Annotated in this window: 18 protein-coding genes and 1 riboswitch; of the genes, 8 read left to right on the top strand and 10 right to left on the bottom strand. The window is 48.2% G+C overall.

Annotation, left to right across the window (positions count from 1 at the left end; genetic code table 11):
• Nucleotides 1-33: 33 nt before the first annotated feature.
• From pabB to ACRC6Q_RS00900, 3 genes are all read right to left on the bottom strand, one after another.
• Entirely contained in the window at nucleotides 34-1,794 is a 1,761-nt protein-coding gene (gene pabB, locus ACRC6Q_RS00910; protein ID WP_431465533.1) for an aminodeoxychorismate synthase component I, read from the bottom strand.
• The gene (locus ACRC6Q_RS00905; RefSeq protein WP_431465532.1) at nucleotides 1,769-2,392 is read right to left on the bottom strand and encodes an anthranilate synthase component II; all 624 of its coding nucleotides are present in this window, start codon (nucleotides 2,390-2,392) and stop codon (nucleotides 1,769-1,771) included. The genes pabB and ACRC6Q_RS00905 overlap by 26 nt, the downstream gene beginning before the upstream one ends.
• 168 nt (nucleotides 2,393-2,560) lie before the next feature.
• A complete protein-coding gene (locus ACRC6Q_RS00900; protein WP_431465531.1) occupies nucleotides 2,561-3,367 on the bottom strand; it encodes an IclR family transcriptional regulator domain-containing protein in 807 nt (268 codons plus the stop codon).
• Nucleotides 3,368-3,539: 172 nt separating this feature from the next.
• On the opposite strand from ACRC6Q_RS00900, the gene ACRC6Q_RS00895 reads away from it, so the two are divergent.
• The 8 genes from ACRC6Q_RS00895 to ACRC6Q_RS00860 all read left to right on the top strand — a co-directional run bounded on the left by ACRC6Q_RS00895 (nucleotide 3,540) and on the right by ACRC6Q_RS00860 (nucleotide 11,363).
• Entirely contained in the window at nucleotides 3,540-4,307 is a 768-nt protein-coding gene (locus tag ACRC6Q_RS00895) for a dioxygenase (RefSeq protein ID WP_223636365.1), read from the top strand.
• Nucleotides 4,308-4,391: 84 nt separating this feature from the next.
• Nucleotides 4,392-5,225, top strand: a complete 834-nt coding sequence (locus ACRC6Q_RS00890) for an alpha/beta fold hydrolase (RefSeq protein WP_223636362.1) — start codon at nucleotides 4,392-4,394, stop codon at nucleotides 5,223-5,225.
• A 41-nt stretch (nucleotides 5,226-5,266) separates the two neighbouring features.
• Nucleotides 5,267-6,925 carry an SLC13 family permease gene (locus ACRC6Q_RS00885; protein ID WP_223636359.1) on the top strand — a complete coding sequence of 553 codons (1,659 nt, stop codon included), beginning with the start codon at nucleotides 5,267-5,269 and terminating at the stop codon, nucleotides 6,923-6,925.
• A gap of 22 nt (nucleotides 6,926-6,947) precedes the next feature.
• Nucleotides 6,948-7,667, top strand: a complete 720-nt coding sequence (locus tag ACRC6Q_RS00880) for a carboxymuconolactone decarboxylase family protein (protein WP_431465530.1) — start codon at nucleotides 6,948-6,950, stop codon at nucleotides 7,665-7,667.
• 21 nt (nucleotides 7,668-7,688) lie between these two features.
• Nucleotides 7,689-8,375: a CoA transferase subunit A gene (locus ACRC6Q_RS00875; RefSeq protein WP_223636353.1), complete on the top strand. Its 687-nt coding sequence runs from the start codon at nucleotides 7,689-7,691 to the stop codon at nucleotides 8,373-8,375.
• On the top strand, nucleotides 8,372-9,013 hold the full coding sequence (locus ACRC6Q_RS00870) for a 3-oxoacid CoA-transferase subunit B (protein WP_298831227.1): 642 nt from the start codon (nucleotides 8,372-8,374) through the stop codon (nucleotides 9,011-9,013). Before ACRC6Q_RS00875 ends, ACRC6Q_RS00870 begins: the two co-directional genes overlap by 4 nt.
• 20 nt (nucleotides 9,014-9,033) lie before the next feature.
• The gene (locus ACRC6Q_RS00865; protein ID WP_431465529.1) at nucleotides 9,034-10,173 is read left to right on the top strand and encodes a muconate cycloisomerase family protein; all 1,140 of its coding nucleotides are present in this window, start codon (nucleotides 9,034-9,036) and stop codon (nucleotides 10,171-10,173) included.
• Nucleotides 10,170-11,363 carry a thiolase family protein gene (locus ACRC6Q_RS00860; RefSeq protein WP_431465528.1) on the top strand — a complete coding sequence of 398 codons (1,194 nt, stop codon included), beginning with the start codon at nucleotides 10,170-10,172 and terminating at the stop codon, nucleotides 11,361-11,363. The genes ACRC6Q_RS00865 and ACRC6Q_RS00860 overlap by 4 nt, the downstream gene beginning before the upstream one ends.
• An 87-nt stretch (nucleotides 11,364-11,450) precedes the next feature.
• Here the strand turns inward: ACRC6Q_RS00860 and ACRC6Q_RS00855 are convergent, their stop codons facing one another.
• The 7 genes from ACRC6Q_RS00855 to ACRC6Q_RS00825 form a co-directional block, all read right to left on the bottom strand.
• Entirely contained in the window at nucleotides 11,451-11,798 is a 348-nt protein-coding gene (locus ACRC6Q_RS00855; RefSeq protein WP_223636344.1) for a GNAT family N-acetyltransferase, read from the bottom strand.
• 26 nt (nucleotides 11,799-11,824) lie between these two features.
• Nucleotides 11,825-12,229 (bottom strand): DUF1259 domain-containing protein, encoded by a 405-nt coding sequence (locus ACRC6Q_RS00850; RefSeq protein ID WP_223636341.1) that lies wholly within the window; start codon nucleotides 12,227-12,229, stop codon nucleotides 11,825-11,827.
• 500 nt (nucleotides 12,230-12,729) lie between these two features.
• The gene (locus ACRC6Q_RS00845) at nucleotides 12,730-13,194 is read right to left on the bottom strand and encodes a flavodoxin domain-containing protein (protein ID WP_431465527.1); all 465 of its coding nucleotides are present in this window, start codon (nucleotides 13,192-13,194) and stop codon (nucleotides 12,730-12,732) included.
• On the bottom strand, nucleotides 13,175-14,221 hold the full coding sequence (locus ACRC6Q_RS00840) for a ribonucleotide-diphosphate reductase subunit beta (protein ID WP_223636335.1): 1,047 nt from the start codon (nucleotides 14,219-14,221) through the stop codon (nucleotides 13,175-13,177). Before ACRC6Q_RS00840 ends, ACRC6Q_RS00845 begins: the two co-directional genes overlap by 20 nt.
• 13 nt (nucleotides 14,222-14,234) lie before the next feature.
• Nucleotides 14,235-16,520 (bottom strand): ribonucleoside-diphosphate reductase subunit alpha, encoded by a 2,286-nt coding sequence (locus ACRC6Q_RS00835; protein WP_431465526.1) that lies wholly within the window; start codon nucleotides 16,518-16,520, stop codon nucleotides 14,235-14,237.
• 1 nt (nucleotide 16,521) lies between these two features.
• Nucleotides 16,522-17,007 (bottom strand): acyl-CoA thioesterase, encoded by a 486-nt coding sequence (locus ACRC6Q_RS00830; protein ID WP_431465525.1) that lies wholly within the window; start codon nucleotides 17,005-17,007, stop codon nucleotides 16,522-16,524.
• 154 nt (nucleotides 17,008-17,161) lie between these two features.
• Nucleotides 17,162-17,340: riboswitch (cobalamin riboswitch) on the bottom strand.
• A gap of 109 nt (nucleotides 17,341-17,449) precedes the next feature.
• Nucleotides 17,450-18,229: a PAS domain S-box protein gene (locus ACRC6Q_RS00825; protein ID WP_431465524.1), complete on the bottom strand. Its 780-nt coding sequence runs from the start codon at nucleotides 18,227-18,229 to the stop codon at nucleotides 17,450-17,452.
• Between the last annotated feature and the right edge of the window lie 191 nt (nucleotides 18,230-18,420).

The raw sequence follows: 18,420 nt of genomic DNA, 5'->3' as shown, positions 1-18,420 counted from the left end.
CCATCGCTTTCGATTCACCATCCAGTGGTTTGTTTAACTTGTTTTTACGTTCCTCATTAATTCCACAGGCAACCAGCCGCGTACGCCGTTGATCAGAAAGATTGCCTCATATTCCTGAAGCTCTTCTTTAAGGATGACTTTTTCTTCAATCAGCTTTTGATCCAGCAACTGCTGCCTAAACGTGCCTGCCAACAATCCGCAGGAAACAGGTGGCGTGAAAAACCGCCCATTCTTTTCAAGCACCACATTGCCGATGGTGAATTCCGTCAGCTGCTGGTTTTCATTCCATAACAAAACTGAAAATATATCGTCCGGCAGCTTGTCGCTGGCTTTGTTGTATACTTCACGATGTGTCGTTTTATGGAACAGGAACGGATTTCTGCTGTCCACTGCCGAAGAGGCGAGCGAACATTTTACCGGTTTCCTGATTGCTGCAGTTTCCTGTGCCTCCAGTTTCGTCTGTCCTTTGTCATCCAGGAGCATGCGAACCTTGTAGGTGCCTACCGGGTAGGTTTCTGCCAACTGTCTTAACTCCATTTCAACTTGCTGAATATTTCCCGGGAAATGAAAATAATCCGCAGAATCCTTTAAGCGTGCCAGATGATACCGCAGCAACGGGTAGTTTCCGTCCTCCAGTTTCAAGGATTCCAGCAGGCTGAATACCGGCCGTTTCGCTGTCAGCACTTCTGCTTTTGTCTGCAGTTCCCGGTATTCTCCTTCCGAAGTCGAATCCCAAGTGATGCCACCTCCCACGCCATAGCGAGCCGTCTCTTTTTCCCGGTCGATGACGACTGTACGGATGGGCACATTGAAGACAGCGTCTTTGGTCGGCGTGATGAAACCGATAGCACCGCAATACACTTCCCTCGGCGTCTGTTCCAGTTCGGCTATGTAGTTCATCGTACTGATTTTCGGTGCACCCGTAATTGATCCGCATGGAAACAAAGCTTGAAACCAGTCCAGGATAGTTGTTGTATCATCCAGCTGGGCTTCTATCGTCGAGGTCAGCTGATGGACGGTCGGGTAGGTTTCCACTGTAAACAGCGGATCGGCTTTGACAGTCCCTTTTTTGGCTATGCGGCTGATGTCATTTCGAAGCAAGTCAACGATCATCAGGTTTTCAGCCCGTTCTTTTTCAGAAGCCCGCAATGCCGTGACCTGTTCCCGGTCTTCCTGCGTGGTACGTCCTCTTGGCGCTGTGCCTTTCATCGGTTTGGCTGTCAGCTTTCCGTCCTGGACTTTAAAGAACAGCTCTGGAGATGCCGACAGCACACGGAATCTTCCAAGGTTCAGGTATGCACCATAGTCGGCCTGTTGATTTCTTGCCAATTGGCGGTAGAATGCCAGGTCGCTGCCCGTAAATTCCGCAACAAGCCGTTCCGTATAATTCACCTGGTAGGTTTCGCCTTCTTCAATTGCCTGCTTGATCTGTTGAATCCCAGTTTTGTACCGTTCCACGGAGCTCGCCATTTTCCACTCCGACACACTGTAAGGCTGCTGTTCTTCCTCAATCGAAAAGCTTTTTTTCGGTTCATTGAAAATCCCGAACCAGACAAGCGGCATTTCGCCTCCCGTTTGCACGTTCATTTCCGGGTGAAAAGCCGGAGCTGCTTCATAGGAGACATAGCCCGCTGCGTAGAATCCATCACCAACCGCCTTTTCCACCTTCAAAAGAATTTCCGCCACTTCCGAAAGGTTGCTTGTTTCAAGGATAGCTAAAGGATCACTGAACAGAAGCGGCTCAACTTCTTCGTCCTCATTTCGAAACTCATACAGTAGGTAAGGGTTTTGCATGTCCAGCACCTCCCTTATTATTTTCTTTCCATTGCTTTGCCAGTTCATAACTATTCTTCAGCATATTGAAACCTTCCGAAGTCAAAATCGATTCCGGATGAAACTGAATGCCTTCAACCGGCAAATACCGGTGGTGAACAGCCATGATCACCCCGTCCTCTGAATAGGCGGTCACTGACAGGCAGTCAGGCAGTGGTTCTTCCGCCACCAAAGAGTGATAGCGGGTCACAGCTGTCGGATTGGGTATTCCTTTGAACAGCCCATCGCCATTGTGTGTCAGCATGGAGACTTTTCCATGCATGGGCCTGTTTCCTTTAGCGATCCGCCCACCGAAATGCTCGATGATGGTTTGATGCCCAAGGCAAACACCGAGTACAGGAATCCGTCCGCTAAGCTCCCTCAGCACTTCCTTGCTCGCTCCATCTGCAACAGGACGTCCTGGACCGGGCGACAGCACAATCAGGTCCGGCTTTAAATTCTCTATTTGTTTTCCCGTCAATTCTCCATTTTGAAAAACCAGCACGGCTGGATCTAATTGCTCAAAATAATGCACCAGATTATAGGTGAATGAATCCTGGTTATCGATGATGATGATCATGATGGACACCTCTTTAATTTCACTTTATGTAACTCTATCAGCTGTCTTTATTATACGCTGTAGAATGGCTCAGATGGAAATTTCCCAGAGGCAGAAGCGGCTCTCTGGCTTCAAATTATTAGCCAATAAAAAAAACCGCCTTTCGGCGATTTTGTATCTTACTATCCCTTACATATAAGGCGAAGTATCGGTGGCCGCAATCGCCTGGCTTATTTTTTCGGCACTGTCCTGCAGAATCGGCAAGAATTCTTCCCGCAGCACTTCTTTTGAAGTTCTTCCGGCATGGGCAGAACAATTGATGGCAGCAATGACTTTACCCGATTTATTGCGCAGCGGTACGGCGATGGAACGCAGTCCTTCTTCAAATTGCTGATCCACCCCACCCCAGCCGCGCTCACGCACTTCAGCAAGGGTTTGGCGCAATTGTTCTTTGTCCGTGATGGTCTTGCTTGTAAATTGTTCGAAATCAATAGCATCCATATACTTCTCCAGTTCTTCCTCAGGCAAATAGGCAAGCAGGACATGCCCCATTGAAGTGGCATACGCCGGTAGACGGGAGCCGACGTCCAGGTTGATGGACATGATGCGCTTAGTCGAAACCCGCGCCACATAAAGAACGTCAGTGCCGTCCAAAATAGAGATCGAACACGATTCTTCTGTTTTCGCAACAAACTCTCTCATAAAAGGATGAGCCAAACTCCATGTGTTATTCGATGACAGATACGCATAACCGAGCGATAAAGTCCGCGCCGTCAGCGAATATGTGTTATTTTCGGATTCCGCAAATCCCAGGTGTTCCAAGGTTAAAAGAATTCTTCGGGCTGTCGGACGGCTTAACCCTGTTTTCTTTGCTACAGCACTGACTGTAAGAGATCGGTCTTGCTGAGAAAAAGCTTGGATCACCTGCAATCCCCGATCCAAAGATTGGATATAATCCCCACTATTTTTAAAATTGTCTGATTCTTTTATTGACAAGACCACTACCCCCTATGCTAAGATGACACTGTACGCATAACGATACATTGTACGTATATCGTACAATAAATAATTCCAGCCTGCAAGCATTATATTTTTTACCGGTTGTGAAGGCGTTTACATTTACGGTTTCACACTTAAAATATCATCCCATTATTAGGAGGAATTTAAGATGACAGAAAAAACAGTAGTAAACGAACGCGTATTGGGTGCTTATGAAGGGTTTGTTAAGCATTTGAAGAACTTCCTTGATGAGCAGCAATTCAATCATGAAGAATATACGAACTTCGTCAAATGGGCAGATCGCTTAGGGCGCAGCGGAGAGATTCCTTTGTTCCTTGATGTTTTTGTAGAAACCCATGTACTGGAATCTAAATACAAAAATTCTCCAGGAACCGAGCCTTCCCTGCTTGGACCTTATTATGAAGAAGGCGCTCCTGTCCTTGAAGAATCACCGTTTGTGATGCCCCAGAGAGAAGATGAGCCCGGCGACAAATTGACGTTCCGCGGAAATGTGAGTTCTGTCAACGGACCGTTGGCAAAAACAAAAGTGGAATGGTGGCAGGATGATGCAGATGGCTTGTATTCAAACTACGACTCGCCTGCGCCGGCCTTCAATTTGCGCGGCCAGTTCCATACAGATGAAAACGGTGATTTTGAAGTGCATTCCATCGTACCGATCCCTTACCAAATTCCAACAAGCGGTCCGACTGGTGAATTCACTTTTGCAGCCGGCTACCACGCTTACCGTCCAGCCCATATCCATATCAAGTTCGAGCATGAAGGACATGAGACATTGATTACGCAAGTATTTTTTGAAGGCGATGAATGGCTGGAGACAGATGTTGCCGGCGGCGTTCGCTCTTCTCTTCTGACAAAGCTTGAAGACCATGGCGATCACAAAGAAGCTTCGTTGAATTTTGTTATGAGAACTGAATAAGCCAAGTAAAAGCTGCCGGGATTTTCTTGGCAGCTGATTCTTTTTAATACAGGAACTTACAAATTTGAACTGGAGTGGATTTAAGTGGAACTTTACAAAGTAGAGGTCAATGGAAACGAAATTCAAGTAGCCGATTATCCAGGAGAGAAAGGGACGATCATCGCGATACACGGATTAACCGGGACGCATAAGAATATGCATTATTATGCTGAACAGTTTAAAGGCGATTATCGCTTTATCTCGTTAGACCTCCGAGGCCGCGGCAACAGTGCGGCAGCGGATTCCGACACCTCCATCTTCAAACACGCCGATGACGTTTTGGGCTTGATTGAAGAATTGAAGATCGTCAACCCGATCTTGCTCGGCTATTCGATGGGTGCTTTCATTTCTGCGATTGTCGCCAGCCAGCTGAAATCGGTCAAGGCATTGATTTTGCTCGATGGCGCTGCCAAGGCATCCGAACACCAAAGAGGGATTGTCCAGCCATCCCTGGGGAGAATCAGCCGCGAATTCACTTCAAAGCAGCATTACACCGAAGAAATCCAAAAGATTTACGCGAATCTCGGAATCGAATGGAATGAAGTATTGCAGGAAACAGCGGAATACGAAGTCGGCCCTGTAAATGGCCATTGGGAAAACAAAGCGACTGAATCGCGCATTGTGACGGATTTTGATAGTTTTTATTCCTTTGATCCTACGGAAATCTGCCCGCAGATTGCGTGTCCTGTCCTGCTGGTTTACGCCGAAGGAAATATCGGCTCCATGCCGCCTCTGTTTTACCTGTCAGATTATGATGAAACGCAAAAACACACCAAGAAGATCGAGACCATCGTTTCAGGTGCCAACCATTACACCATGGTTTTTGAACAACGCGAAGAGATTCTGCAGGCAGCCGACAGCTTCCTGAAAAAATTGTAGAACAGCACCCTGCAAAGGGGTGTTATGGGGGGAAATCATCTATGAAATACTCATTGAAAACCTTAAAGACAAGCATGTGGAAATCACATAAGCAAACGAAAGATCTGCTGACGATGGCAGAGCTGCGGCATTCCGGCGGTGCTGGGGTGGCAACCGCAGAGCTTCCCGACAAAGATTCTGCAGCCCAGGAAAACGAAAAAACCTTTCGCAAGAAATCCTATAACCTATCCCAAAAAATCGGTCTGTTTTTAGGCCCCGCTTTATTTCTGCTGATCCTGTTCTTGCTGCCGCTTCCCGGACTCAGCACAGAAGGCCGGTCAGTGTTGGCCGTAACTGCATGGATGGCCGTTTGGTGGATCCTTGAAGCGATGCCGCTTGGAATTACGTCGTTGATGCCATTGGTTCTTCTGCCTTTGCTGCAGACAGTAGAGGCCGGCGTAGTCGCTTCCAGCTACGGGGATAACTTGATTTTCCTGTTCATCGGCGGATTCGCCCTTGCTTTGGCGCTGGAACGCTGGAACCTTCACGAACGAATCGCCTTGTCCATCATCAGTGCAGTAGGCGCCAGCACCTCAGGCCTGGTACTCGGCTTTATGCTGGCTACAGGCTTTCTGTCGATGTGGGTTTCCAATATGGCTACGGTCATGCTGATGATTCCGATCGGTTTGGCGATCATCGCAAAAGTCGTCACTTTGATGAAGGAAGATGACGTCTATACGAAAGAAGAAGAAACGAAGTTCACCAAGTCCATCATCTTTGCCATCGGTTTCGGTGGAACGATTGGCGGCAGCGCCACCTTGATCGGGACACCGACGAACCTGGTGCTTGCGGGACTGGCCAGTGAGCTGCTCGGCGTTGAAATTTCCTTCGCCCAGTTCTTTATTTTCGCCTTTCCGCTAGTGACATTGCTGATGATCGTTTCGATTTTCTACATTACAAAAATTGCTTACCCGATGAAAGTTAAAAATATCCGAAACGGGAAACAATTTGTGGTTGACCGCAAAAGAGAGCTTGGCGTCATGAGTTACGAAGAAAAAATCGTCTTGACGATCTTCACTTTGACCGCCTTCATGTGGATGACGAGAACCTTTATCTGGAGCGACATCATTCCAGGATTGAGCGATACGATGATTGCCATGGTCGCCGCTATCCTTCTCCACTTGATCCCTGCTTCAGGCGATTCGGGAGACCGGATTTTAAATGGTGATTCGTTGAAGAACATGCCGTGGGGCGTTCTGCTGTTGGTCGGTGGCGGCCTTGCACTGGCATCCGGATTTAATGGTACAGACCTGGCTTCATGGATCGGCAGCCAATTGCTGCTGCTTGAAGGCACTTCCTACCTGCTGATTCTTGCGGTGACCACATTGCTCGGCATCGCCATGACACAGGTGACGCCAAACACTGCAACGGTAACCATTTTGGTGCCGATCACTGCTGCGCTCGCTTTAGCGATCGATGTCCATCCGCTGCCATTGATGACTGCCGTTGCGATGGGTGCCGGATTTGCGTTCATGCTGCCGATTGGTACGCCTTCCAACGCCATCATCTTTGCAACCGGAAAAATCACGATGGTCGATATGCTACGAAGAGGTTCTGGATTGACGGTTCTGGCTTTCCTTCTCATCGTCGTCTTTGTCTACTTTATCCTACCGGTCGTTTTCGGCATCAATCAGCACGAATATCCCGACAGCTTAAAATAAATGAAAATCCAGGAGTGAGAATATGAGCAAAGCGTTAGATTATTTCAAAGAAGTGTACGATGAGGTGCCTGGATGGGTTCAGAAAATGCACGATTACAGCCCGGCTGTATTGGACACCTATACAGGAATACGCGGAGAAATCATGCAGGACGGCTCCTTGTCCCGCAAGGAAAAAGATGCTTTAATCGCCAGTATGAATGCGGCTCGCCTGTACTCCCGGAGTATGCTGTTCCATACAAAAGGCGCCATCGACTTTGGCTATACCGTACCGGAACTGGCCGAGTTTTTCCTGACTGCCTACTTATACAAAGGTGATAAAGCCTTGGCGTTGTCCCTTGAAGCGATTTCCTACGCCCTCGAATTGCAGGGGAAAACAGCAGTGCAGCCGGACCCGGCTCCTGAACAGGCTGTGGATTCCCTGAAGACCATCATAGACTGGCTAGACGGCGAGGATACGTCATATCTTGAAGAAACCTTAGCAGTTATCCACTCTGGAAACCTTGAAGAGATTCAAACCAAGATTTTGGGGGACGGACTGCTGTCCTCCCGTTTGAAGCATTTGAACATGGCCGGCAATTTCATCGTGGAATTGAATGGCAAAGGCGCTGCCTCTTGGATGGACAAGGCGCGGACAGCTGGCGCATCGGAAGCAGACCTGGCGGATATCGGCTATATCTGCATCCTGACTGCCGGCATCCCTGCCTGGTTCGAATTGAGCGACTCATTGAAAACAATCGAATAATCACCGAATGGAGGATTTCAGATGTCAAAAATACAGCACGATATCTCACAAGCCCTGGATTGCATTAAATCTGGAGACACTGTCCTAGTCGGCGGCTTCGGTCTCATCGGAGCCCCCCTCACCTTGATCGAAGGGTTGACTGAACGCGATGTCACCGACTTGACCATCGTCAGCAACAACCTGGGTGAATCCGGCAAAGGACTCGGCATTCTGCTCAATCAAAACAAAATCAAAAAAGGCATCGGCTCTTATTTCACCAGCAACCGCGATGTCGGCGACAAATACCAGAATGGTGAAATCGAACTGGAATTGCTTCCGCAAGGCACGCTCGCTGAATCACTTCGCGCAGGCGGCGCTGGCCTTGGCGGTTATTATACAACCACAGGCGTCGGTACCGATTTGGCGATCGGCAAAGAAGAACGTGAAATCGATGGCATCCCCTATATTCTTGAAAAAGCCATCCGTGCTGACGTAGCTTTGATCCGCGCCCACAAAGCGGATACGCTCGGAAACCTGGTCTATTATAAAACAGCACGCAACTTCAATCCTTTGATGGCTACTGCTGCGAAAATCGTCATTGTCGAAGTGGATGAAATCGTGGAAGCGGGCGAATTAGATCCCGAAGAAGTAGTTACGCCCTTCATCTATATCGATACGATCGTCAAAGCACAGCAAGTGTTGACGAAAGAAGGAGTGGTGGCAGTATGACGGTTCAATTGAGCAAATCAGAAATGCAGCACGGGATTGCCAAACGCGTCGCACTGGAACTCGCAGGTCCCTGCATCGTCAATTTGGGCATCGGAATCCCGACTTTAGTTGCAGAATACATGACAGAAGACAATATTTATCTGCACACAGAAAATGGATTGCTTGGGGTAACCGATGTAGCGGATGAAGCGATTGATCCCAACTTGGTCAATGCCGGTAAATTGCCGGTCGGCGAAGCGGTTGGCGCTTCCTTCTTCAACAGCTCGGACTCGTTTGCCATGATTCGCGGCGGCCATGTGGATGTAGCCATTCTCGGCGCCCTTCAAGTGGATGAAACCGGCGTCATCGCCAATTGGGCCGTACCCGGCAAAAACATCATGGGTGTCGGCGGCGCGATGGACTTGCTGGTCGGAGCGAAAAAAGTATTTGTGACGATGAGCCATACGTCGAAAGACGGCAGTTCCAAGCTATTGAAGGAATGCACCTATCCGATCACTTCCACACGCCAAGTCGATATGATCTTTACAGAACTGGCGGTATTCAAAGTGAACGCCGGCCAACTAGAGCTGGTGGATCTGATGCCTGGCGCAACCATCGAAGAAGTTCGCGAAAAAACCGAAGCAGCCTTTACAGAATAGAAGAAAGAGGGTTTATACGCATGAAAATACGTTCACTTGACGTTTATATAGTCGATTTGCCGACCATCCGGCCGCATCAACTGGCGATGCATACCATCGTCTCGCAGACGATCTTGCTCGGCTGCGCTACAGACGAAGACGGACGCGAAGGCTGGGCGGAAGTCGCCACTATCGGCGGTGCTTCCTACGGTGAATCCACGCCGGAAGCGATCAAAGCCAATATCGATGCTTATATCACGCCTTTGGTTATTGGCCAGGACCCTATCCATTTCAATAAGATCATGAACGATGTATCAAAGCTCGTACGCGGCAATTACTTCGCCAAAGCTCTGGTCGAAGGTGCCATTGTGGAGCTGGCAGCCAAAAGCAAAAACATTGCTGCCTTTGAGTTGTTCGGGGGACAGATCCATAAGTCATTGCCGATTGCCTGGACACTGGCAAGCGGCAATACGGAAACCGATATCGAAGAAGCGCAGGACATGCTCGAGAAGAAACGACATAACATCTTCAAGCTGAAAATCGGCAAGGGCGATCCCTACCAAAACGTGGAGCATGTCCGGAAAATCAAGCAAGCACTCGGCGATCAGGCGCGTCTGACGGTCGATGTCAATCAGGCTTGGGATGAGGATACATCGAATTACTGCATCGCTTCCCTTCAGGATGCCGGTGTTTCAATGGTCGAACAGCCGCTGCAGGCCTGGGATTTCGAAGGCATGTCACGTTTAACCGCTAAATTCACCGTGCCGATCATGGCGGATGAAGCGGCAACCAGCATCCAGGATGTTTTTCGGATAGCCAAATACCGCGCCGGAAATTCCATCGCGTTGAAGCCCTGCAAGCATGGCGGATTGACACAGACGAAAAAAGTGGCCGGCATTGCAGAAGCTTCAGGACTCGGTCTATACGGCGGTACCATGATCGAATCGAGTTTAGGGACCGCCATGTGCGCCCAATTATATGCCACTCTTCCTGAAATGAAATTCGGCACCGAGATATTCGGCCCATTATTATTTAAGGACACTCTCACAACCAACGACATCCGCTTTGAGAACTTTGAAGTCATTGTGCCGGACGGTCCCGGCTTCGGCATGGAGATCGACAAGGAAAAAGTGAAACATTACGCACGCAAGTTCCAGTCAGAAACGGAGATGACGATTTGAGAAATACAGTGATAGTAGATTCAGTCCGTACCGCCATCGGCAAGCTGGGCGGCGGCATCGGAAATGAAACGGTCGACTTTCTCGGCTCCCATGTCATTGAAGAGTTGCTGCGCCGAACTCAATTGGAACCTTCCGCTGTGGAAGAAGTCATTTTCGGACAGGCTAAACAAAGCGCCGATGTCTCCAATTTGGCCAGGGTCGCTATGCTGCGCGCAGGCATCCCGGCTGAAGTGCCTGGCTATACCATCCACCGCCAATGCGGTTCCGGTGTACAGGCATTGAATTCAGCTGCTCAACAAATTCAAACTGGCCTCAGCGATATCATCATCGCTGGCGGAGCCGAATCCATGAGCACCGCCCCTTATTACGTCAATAATGTACGATTCGGAACGAAATCCGGAGATACCCTGTTGAAAGATCCAAATACGGCGAGCCAGCCGGGATCGCAGCCACGTGAAACTTATGGCGAGCTGAACATGGGAACTACAGCTGAAAACGTCGCGGATAAATATGGCATCTCACGCCAGCAGCAGGATGAGTTCGCTTTGGAAAGCCAGGAAAAAGCCGCAAATGCGATTTCAAAAGCTTATTTCGAAGCCCAGATTGCCCCTTATCCGGTGAAAACCCGGAAAGGCATCAGCGAGTTTAAAACGGATGAACATCCGCGCGACACAACGCTTGAGAAATTATCACTCTTGAAGCCGGTCTTCAAAGAAGGCGGTACGGTCACTGCAGGCAATGCCAGCGGACGGAATGACGGGGCGGCAGCTCTACTCGTCATGTCGGAAGATGAAGCTGCTAAACGCGGCTATCAGCCAAAAGCCCGTGTCCTTGCCCAAGCCTCTGTCGGCTGTTCTCCTGAACTGATGGGAATGGGTCCCGTTCAAGCAAGTTTCAAGGCATTGAAACAAGCTGGATTAAAAGTGGAAGACATTGATATCGTCGAATTGAATGAAGCTTTCGCTTCCCAATCCGTCGCTTGCATCAATGAGCTGGGACTGGACCGCAGGAAGGTCAATCCGAACGGCGGCGCGATTGCGATGGGCCATCCCATCGGTGCAACAGGCGCCATCCTTTTGACGAAATTAATGCATGAACTCGAACGCACCGGCAAAAAATACGGGTTGGTAACACTCTGTATCGCTGGCGGTATGGGAATTGCAACAATCATTGAAAACCTGAACGCATAACAGAAAAAGGCAGGAGCACCGAAAAAAATCGGGCTCCTGCCTTTACTTATGCTTTGCATCCGTTTCATTTTCCACCTAATCTGTCCTTCAAACCCTGCATCTCATCACAAACGGTTTGGTTTCTTCAGTCGCCTTCGCTTTTCTGCCTGCCATTTGCCTTTCGACACGCTCCACCATCCGATGACCGATTCCTTCCCCCCGGAACGAAGGGATCACAGATATATGTTGGACTGTGAAGCTATCCCCGTCTTCTATATGAATACCGATGGCACCGACATAATCATCCCCTTCTCTCCAGAGGAAAAGCTGCCAGTCGGGACGTTCGTTGTACAATTCCATGGTTTTTTTCAGTTGTTTTACATTTCGCTCCTTGGGCATGAATGACAACAGGCCCATAGCGATTTTTTCGTGCGGTCGTTTATATCTGCTAAGCATTGGAATCTCCTTCCTTAGGCAGTTGCTCAAACAAGCGTATTTTGTTCAATGGCATCGAAAGCGGCAGACAGCCTGGCAGCAAAATCTTCAGGAGCTTCTTCTGAAGACAAATAGACGCAAATGATATCCGGATTGCTATCCATGCGATGCTGATAAGTTGTCGGCAATGGAATCGGATGCCTATGGAGCGCATTGATAAAGGAAGCCAACTCCCCTGGCAATAAAAATATTTCTGCCTGGTTGAAAGCTTTTCCGTTGTCTTTTAGATTCTTGAAAGAAATATCGTGATCTAAGGTACAGGTGAAGTTTTTACTGTGTGAAGAAATATTGATGGTTCTTTTTCTTTTGATCAAGCATTCCCCGCCCTGCAGTTCTGTTTCGGAATTCATCAGCAGGCCTACTTGCTCAGCCAATTGCTCTAGTTGTTCCATCCCTCTCATCCTTTCTGTTTTTCCCAAATTACATTTCGGATTGTAAAAAACAGTAAAAATCTACACAAAAATACCGAAAAGAATCGAGAGACTCTTTTCGGCGTTGTCTACAGCACTATCGTCTGTCACATCCAGCCAACTTATTCTGGCTATTTATATTCAGAAAGCTTGCACCTTATAGTGGATTGGATTTAACGGAAACCCAAGTGTTTTCCGTTCGCTCTTAACTTACCATCACTTGAAACAAAAGTAAAACCTTTGACCCAAATTCTTCTACAAAAATCCAATATCTTTGTGATCTATGCTATTTTTTTATTAATGGAACCGGGAATTCCGCCGATTAAGAGTCAGGAGTTTCTACTATTTAAACCCGTTAACTGCTGCGTTGATGGTTTAAGCTCTTTTAGGTTATATACCCTTTTTCTAAAATAAAACACTTTTCCGACAACTAAAATCATTTCACTGAATTCAGCCGTTTCTCCACGTAGATGGGCTCTTCTTTAAAAATCTGTATAGCGCGCTCTTTTGAACAGCTCCACCAATTTCTCACAGCGGGGAGCATCACTCGGCTGCGGCATCAATTCCACTTTTAAGGTCGCCACCAGCTGGGTCTTCACAAAAAGCATATCGCGGAAGCGGTCGACCGCGCCGCAGAACTCGGAAAAAAAGCTGTCGCCGGTTCCGAAAACCGCTGTATGCAGCTCTTTTCTGTCCAAACGCTCGATCGCCTGGTAGAAAGCATGCATTTCTTCCGGAATTTCGCCGCTCCCCCATGTATAAGTGCCGATTAATACACCATCATAACTGGACAGTTCGAACAAAGGAAACTCCTCTACCCGATACAGCTTTGCATCAAGGCTCTGCTTCTGTGCAGCCTCCTGCAGCATCTCTGCCAAGTGCTCCGTATTTCCGGTAACAGAGGCATAGACAATCGCCAACTTCGGGCTATAGTTCGTCAAAGCCATTCGACTTGGAGACTTTGGTATAGGTTCGTGATTTCTGTTCGAAAAAGTCGGATTTGGTATCGTTCATCATATCGTCTCCAAAGACCTGAATCCATGGCATCGGATTGCTGCGCTCTTCGTAAAGATTGTCCAATCCCAGCTGGCGCAGCCGTTTGTTGGCCAAATACTCCACATAACCATCAAATTCCACCAGATCCAGTCCCTCGATGTCCTCCAGAATGTAATGTGCCCATTCCTTCTCAAGCGCTACGGCCCGGTCGATGGTCGTGTAGATGTACTGGATATTTTCACCTGTGTTCAATTCCGGATTTTCCGTCAGCATGATGCGGATAAACTGGGCAATAAAATACGCATGCTGCATCTCGTCACGCTGGATATAACTGATCATCGTGCTGGTCTTCAGCATTTTCTGCTGGCGCGCCAGATGATAGAAAAAAGCAAAGCCGGCATAAAAATAGATGCCTTCCAGGTTGATGGAATTGACGCTCAGCTTGAACAGGTTTTGCGGCGTCGGATTTTGCCGGAATTCCTCGTAGGCATCCAAAATTAGATCGTTGCGCTTTTGGACAACTGGATCGCTTTTCGCCTGGTCGAAGCGTGCATTCTGCTCGCTGACCGAAACCAGCGAACTCAAGATATAGGAATACGACTCGGTATGGACCGCTTCCTGTTGGGAAATGACCGCAAAAATGGCCTTGAAGCTGGAGTCGGTGACGTAATCCATCGCCTGGCTCATTGTCGGTGTCTGCAAGCTGTCGAGTGATGCCAGCTGCGTATTGATGCGCAAAAAGACGTCTTTTTCCACATCGCTCAAGCTATCCCATTGCTTGATGTCGTCCTGCATATTAATCTCCTGCGCTTTCCAAAAGTTAGCCAAAAGCGCCTGGTACAGATCGTACATTTGCGGATAAGCAATATCGTTCCAGTTCAGTAAGCCGGAAGACTGGCCGTTCAAGACGCCAGTCGATTTGTTCGGATGTTCCGGATTCAGTAATTTAATTTTCTTCAACGGTTCATGGATGGTCATGAAGATTCCTCCTTTAGCTTTGGCATGCTTCGCATTCTTCGATTTCCGCCTGTGATGTACTGCGGACGTAATAGGTCGTCTTCAGATGTTGTTGCCACGCTTCCAAATGAAGCTCCAGCAATTCTTTCGCTTTAATGGTATGCGGTACGTAAAAGTTGAAGCTGATGGATTGGTCGATATGCCGTTGGCGTGCTGCGTTTTGGCGGATGCTCCATTTCTGATCCAGCACGTGGCGGGCACGGCGGTAATACTCGTAGGTGTTGTGGTCCAAGTCAGGCGCTGTCACCTTGAACTTGAAATTCTTTTTCTCTTCCGCGTATTCAACGGCATACAGGGGATCGATGCCATCTGTCGAACCGCCGATTTTCGCAGTCGACGAGTTCGGTGCAACGGCCATCATCCAGCCGTTGCGGACACCGTTTGCGGCGACTTCCTGCTGCAGTTGCTCCCAGCGCTCTCCGCGGTAGCTGCGGCGCTCAAAATACTCGCCCGTGTGCCATTCAGAATCTGCAAACTTGCTGAAAGCCCCTTTTTCTTGGGCCAGCTGCATCGAAGCGCGGATCGTCTCATAAGCAATTTTTTCGTATAACGAGTCTGCAAACTCCACTGCCTTTTCGCTTTCCCAATGGATGCCGTCAAGCGCCAAAAGGTGGTGCCAACCGAATGTCCCTAATCCAATGGCGCGGTATTTTTTATTTGTGGCTTCGGCCTGCCCGACAGAAATTGTGTTCAAATCAATGACATTATCGAGCATGCGCACTTGGATTGGAATTACCCGTTCCAACACGTCCGCTTTGACCGCTCTCGGCAAGTTGATGGATGACAAATTGCAAACGACAAAATCCCCCGGCTTGCGGACCATCACAAGGTTGCCGTCTTCATCGGTGTATTCTTTCATGATGGTTGTTGCAGACATATTTTGTGTTATTTCTGTACACAAATTACTGCAGTAAATCGATGTCAGCCCTCTGCCTCTTGTGTGCTTGTTCGGGTTTTGACGATTCACTTCATCCCGGTAGAACATATAAGGCGTGCCGGTTTCCAGCTGCGATACCATGATGCGCGCCATAATCTCCATCGCCCGGTAAGTTTTGCGCGGCAATAGCGGATGGTCCACAGCTTCCTGGTATTTCACGCTGAAGTATTTTTCATCGGTTTCATCGTAAAAGTCTTCGAGACCCAACGCGTTGCCGTTTTCGTCTTTCCAGCCCATCACCTGCTTGATCTGGTGCGGACAGAAGGTATGCCATTCACCGTTGCTGCGGCCGTTTTCGTCTTTTTCCTGAAGCCGCTTCATAAACAGATCCGGAATCGACACGCCCGTGAAAATATCGTGCGCTTTGCGGCGCTCGTCGCCGTTATTGGTCTTCAGATCCAAAAATCCGTTCATGATGTCTTTATGGAAAACATCCAGGTAAATCGCCACTGCGCCCTGGCGCTGGCCCAGTTGATCGACACTGACCGCCGTATCATTGACCAGACGGATCCACGGCACAACGCCTGACGAATTGCCTTTGAACTTTTTGATGTCTGAGCCCAAAGCCCGCACTTTTCCATAATAGATGCCAATGCCGCCGCCATCTTTGCTGAGGCGGGCGATGTCCCAGTTGTTCAAATAGATGCCATCCAATGAATCGTCAACGGTATCGATAAAGCACGAAGACAATTGGCCGAAGCTCTTCCCGGCATTCGATAAAGTCGGTGTCGCCACTGTCATATACAGATGGCTCATTGCCCAGTAGGCTTCTTTGACCAGTTCCAGCCGTTGGTCTTTCGATTCGTTTTGCATCAAGGTCATCGCGATGACGAGAAAACGTTCCTGCGGAAGTTCGAACAAGCGCCCTTCATAGTCTTTCGCCAAATAGCGGTCAGCCAGCAGGAACAGGCCGATGTAATTGAACAGCAAATCCCGCTCCGGTGCAATTCCCTGTCCCAATTCGCTGATTTCTTCTTTCGAATATGCCGCAAGGAGCTCTTCGGAATAAATGCCGATCTGTGTAAGCTCTTCAATAAGTCCATAGAAGTCGCCGTATTTCTCTGAAGCGGAAAATTTGCGGCTATCTGCAGCTTTTCCGTACAAGTCGCCTGCATACAATTCGGCCGCCACGTATGTCCAATCCGGCTCATCCATGGTGATGCGGTTCAAAGCATAGAGCAATGACTGTTCTCCTTTTGCCTGTCCAGCCAACTTTGCTGCCCGTTCCAGCAGTTCACGCGTATCCAGTCCATATACATCCGTTGCCCGTTGAAGGGCTCTTTCCACTGCATTCATTTCTGTTGCTTCGATTTTCGTATTCATATCAGCACAACTCCTTTGCGTATTCGTTTACTTTCATGCGCCGCTGCTTGCGTTCCTGGGCGCTTTTGAATAGTTTTTCTTCGGCAGCCGTTTCGGGAATCACGCCAGTCACAGGTGTCGGTTTGCCTTCGCTGTCGACAGCCACCATCGTCAGGATGGCCGTAGTCGTTAAACTTTTATCACCGGTTTCAATATGCTGGCATTCGGCTTTGACGTACACTTCCATCGATGTTCTGCCCGTTGAAATGACGACGCCCTCTAAAATGAGGATATCCCCCACTTTCGCAGAAGACAGGAAATTCACGGTGTCGATCGATGCTGTCACAACTGCTTTGCCACTGTGCCTCATCGCTGTGATGGCGGCAATCTCATCAATATAAGCCAATACCGTGCCACCGAAAATGGTGCCCATGTGGTTGGTGTCCGGCGGCAGCACCAGCCTTGTTTGAATGGTTCTTGCTACGCCTGCTGCTAATGGTTCCGTCATCTGTATTCAATCCTCCATCTCTGAGTAAAAAGAAAAAACCCCATCCTCTCAGGGAGGATGGGGTTGAAAACGCAGAATATCAGATGAAAACAGCAGAAAAAGGGCTGTCCCACACATAAATACCTTTGTTATCCCTCTCAGCTCCCGGAGAAGATCATAAACGATAACGAAGGCAGGTCTCCTGGCTTGTGCGTCATCCTCTGCTATCTCCTTCCCGTCCATTGGACAGTGGATTGTGATAGCTCGTCAGCACTTACAGTTGCGGGAACAGCTCCGGAATTTCACCGGCTTCCCTATTAAGCCTTTTCAGGCACCTTCGTTATTGGTTCTACTATATATAGTTTTTATTTTCATCAAATCACTAAATATTGTATTTCTAAACTATAAATCACTTTCAATGCTTTGACAAGAATTTTTTCAACCTTCTGGTTAGGTGGAGGTTTTAGTTAATCGTCAAATGCCGCTTCAACGCTTGTTTAACTGTACCCATGGTCGTCAATTGGCTGAAATTGACACGTGCTTCAATCGCTTTTAAAGCCAATTCAGGACGAATGCCGGTAAAAATCAGTTGAATGCCGAGCAAGCGCATGATGTGATCGATCTTGTAGAGAAATTCCGCTACGACCTTATCGATATTGTAGATGCCGGATACATCGATGATGAGGCATTGCAGGTTCTCCCCCTGAACTTTTTGGGGGATGATGTCGAGCAGCCGATTGCTTCGGTCACCATCGACAGAACCTACAAGCGGCAACACGGCCAAGCCATCAATAATCGGAACGATGGGGGTTGATATTTCGTTTTTCAATTGCAATAAGTCCCGTTCTGTTTGTTTTTGCGCGCTGATGTCATGGATGATCGATTGAATGGCAACCGTTTCTCCATACTGAACAGGATAACAATACAACTCTACATCTGCTAGGGTCCCATCAAAACGTCTAACAGTGGTCTCCATCAATCCTCCGATCGCGCGGTCTTCCATGCCCGTGCGGATGCGTTCAGTGATGAACTCTTTATAGTCCTCAGTAAAAACATCCACCACATTCGCCCCGATGAGCGTCTCTTTGCTGGCTTTGAAAAAATCCGATCCTGGCTGATTTATATATAGGACTTTCTGATTTGAATGGATGATGGTCGTTTCGTTCGAATACTCCGCTATTTGCTGATAGATTTCTTCTTTTTCTGTAATGCTCAGTTGTGGTACTGGTGATAAACTTGGCATTTTTTCTCACTCCTTCTGGCTAAGAAACTGCCTTATCCTCTATTTTACACTTTTTCAGAAAAACTTTCAGTGTCTGTCGATGTTTCAAATATCTGAATCATTCTTTTATTTACAGTTCTATTTCAAAACTTGTAAAACAGAAGTATTATGCTATGATAAGAAATTGTGATTTCGGAACATCTTTTTGACAC

This window comes from Planococcus sp. SE5232, from assembly GCF_050686535.1.
GTDB lineage: Bacteria > Bacillota > Bacilli > Bacillales_A > Planococcaceae > Planococcus.
This window is presented reverse-complemented; position numbering and strand designations above follow the sequence as displayed.

Coding starts and splice junctions, on each gene's coding strand:
- ACRC6Q_RS00880 (WP_431465530.1), top strand. CDS start 6,948: ATGAGCAAAGCGTTAGATTATTTCAAAGAAGTGTACGATGAGGTGCCT.
- ACRC6Q_RS00865 (WP_431465529.1), top strand. CDS start 9,034: ATGAAAATACGTTCACTTGACGTTTATATAGTCGATTTGCCGACCATC.
- ACRC6Q_RS00845 (WP_431465527.1), bottom strand. CDS start 13,194: ATGGCTTTGACGAACTATAGCCCGAAGTTGGCGATTGTCTATGCCTCT.
- ACRC6Q_RS00850 (WP_223636341.1), bottom strand. CDS start 12,229: ATGGAACAACTAGAGCAATTGGCTGAGCAAGTAGGCCTGCTGATGAAT.
- ACRC6Q_RS00905 (WP_431465532.1), bottom strand. CDS start 2,392: ATGATCATCATCATCGATAACCAGGATTCATTCACCTATAATCTGGTG.
- ACRC6Q_RS00840 (WP_223636335.1), bottom strand. CDS start 14,221: ATGACCATCCATGAACCGTTGAAGAAAATTAAATTACTGAATCCGGAA.
- ACRC6Q_RS00830 (WP_431465525.1), bottom strand. CDS start 17,007: ATGACGGAACCATTAGCAGCAGGCGTAGCAAGAACCATTCAAACAAGG.
- ACRC6Q_RS00855 (WP_223636344.1), bottom strand. CDS start 11,798: ATGCTTAGCAGATATAAACGACCGCACGAAAAAATCGCTATGGGCCTG.
- ACRC6Q_RS00870 (WP_298831227.1), top strand. CDS start 8,372: ATGACGGTTCAATTGAGCAAATCAGAAATGCAGCACGGGATTGCCAAA.
- ACRC6Q_RS00825 (WP_431465524.1), bottom strand. CDS start 18,229: ATGCCAAGTTTATCACCAGTACCACAACTGAGCATTACAGAAAAAGAA.
- ACRC6Q_RS00885 (WP_223636359.1), top strand. CDS start 5,267: ATGAAATACTCATTGAAAACCTTAAAGACAAGCATGTGGAAATCACAT.
- pabB (WP_431465533.1), bottom strand. CDS start 1,794: ATGCAAAACCCTTACCTACTGTATGAGTTTCGAAATGAGGACGAAGAA.
- ACRC6Q_RS00895 (WP_223636365.1), top strand. CDS start 3,540: ATGACAGAAAAAACAGTAGTAAACGAACGCGTATTGGGTGCTTATGAA.
- ACRC6Q_RS00875 (WP_223636353.1), top strand. CDS start 7,689: ATGTCAAAAATACAGCACGATATCTCACAAGCCCTGGATTGCATTAAA.
- ACRC6Q_RS00835 (WP_431465526.1), bottom strand. CDS start 16,520: ATGAATACGAAAATCGAAGCAACAGAAATGAATGCAGTGGAAAGAGCC.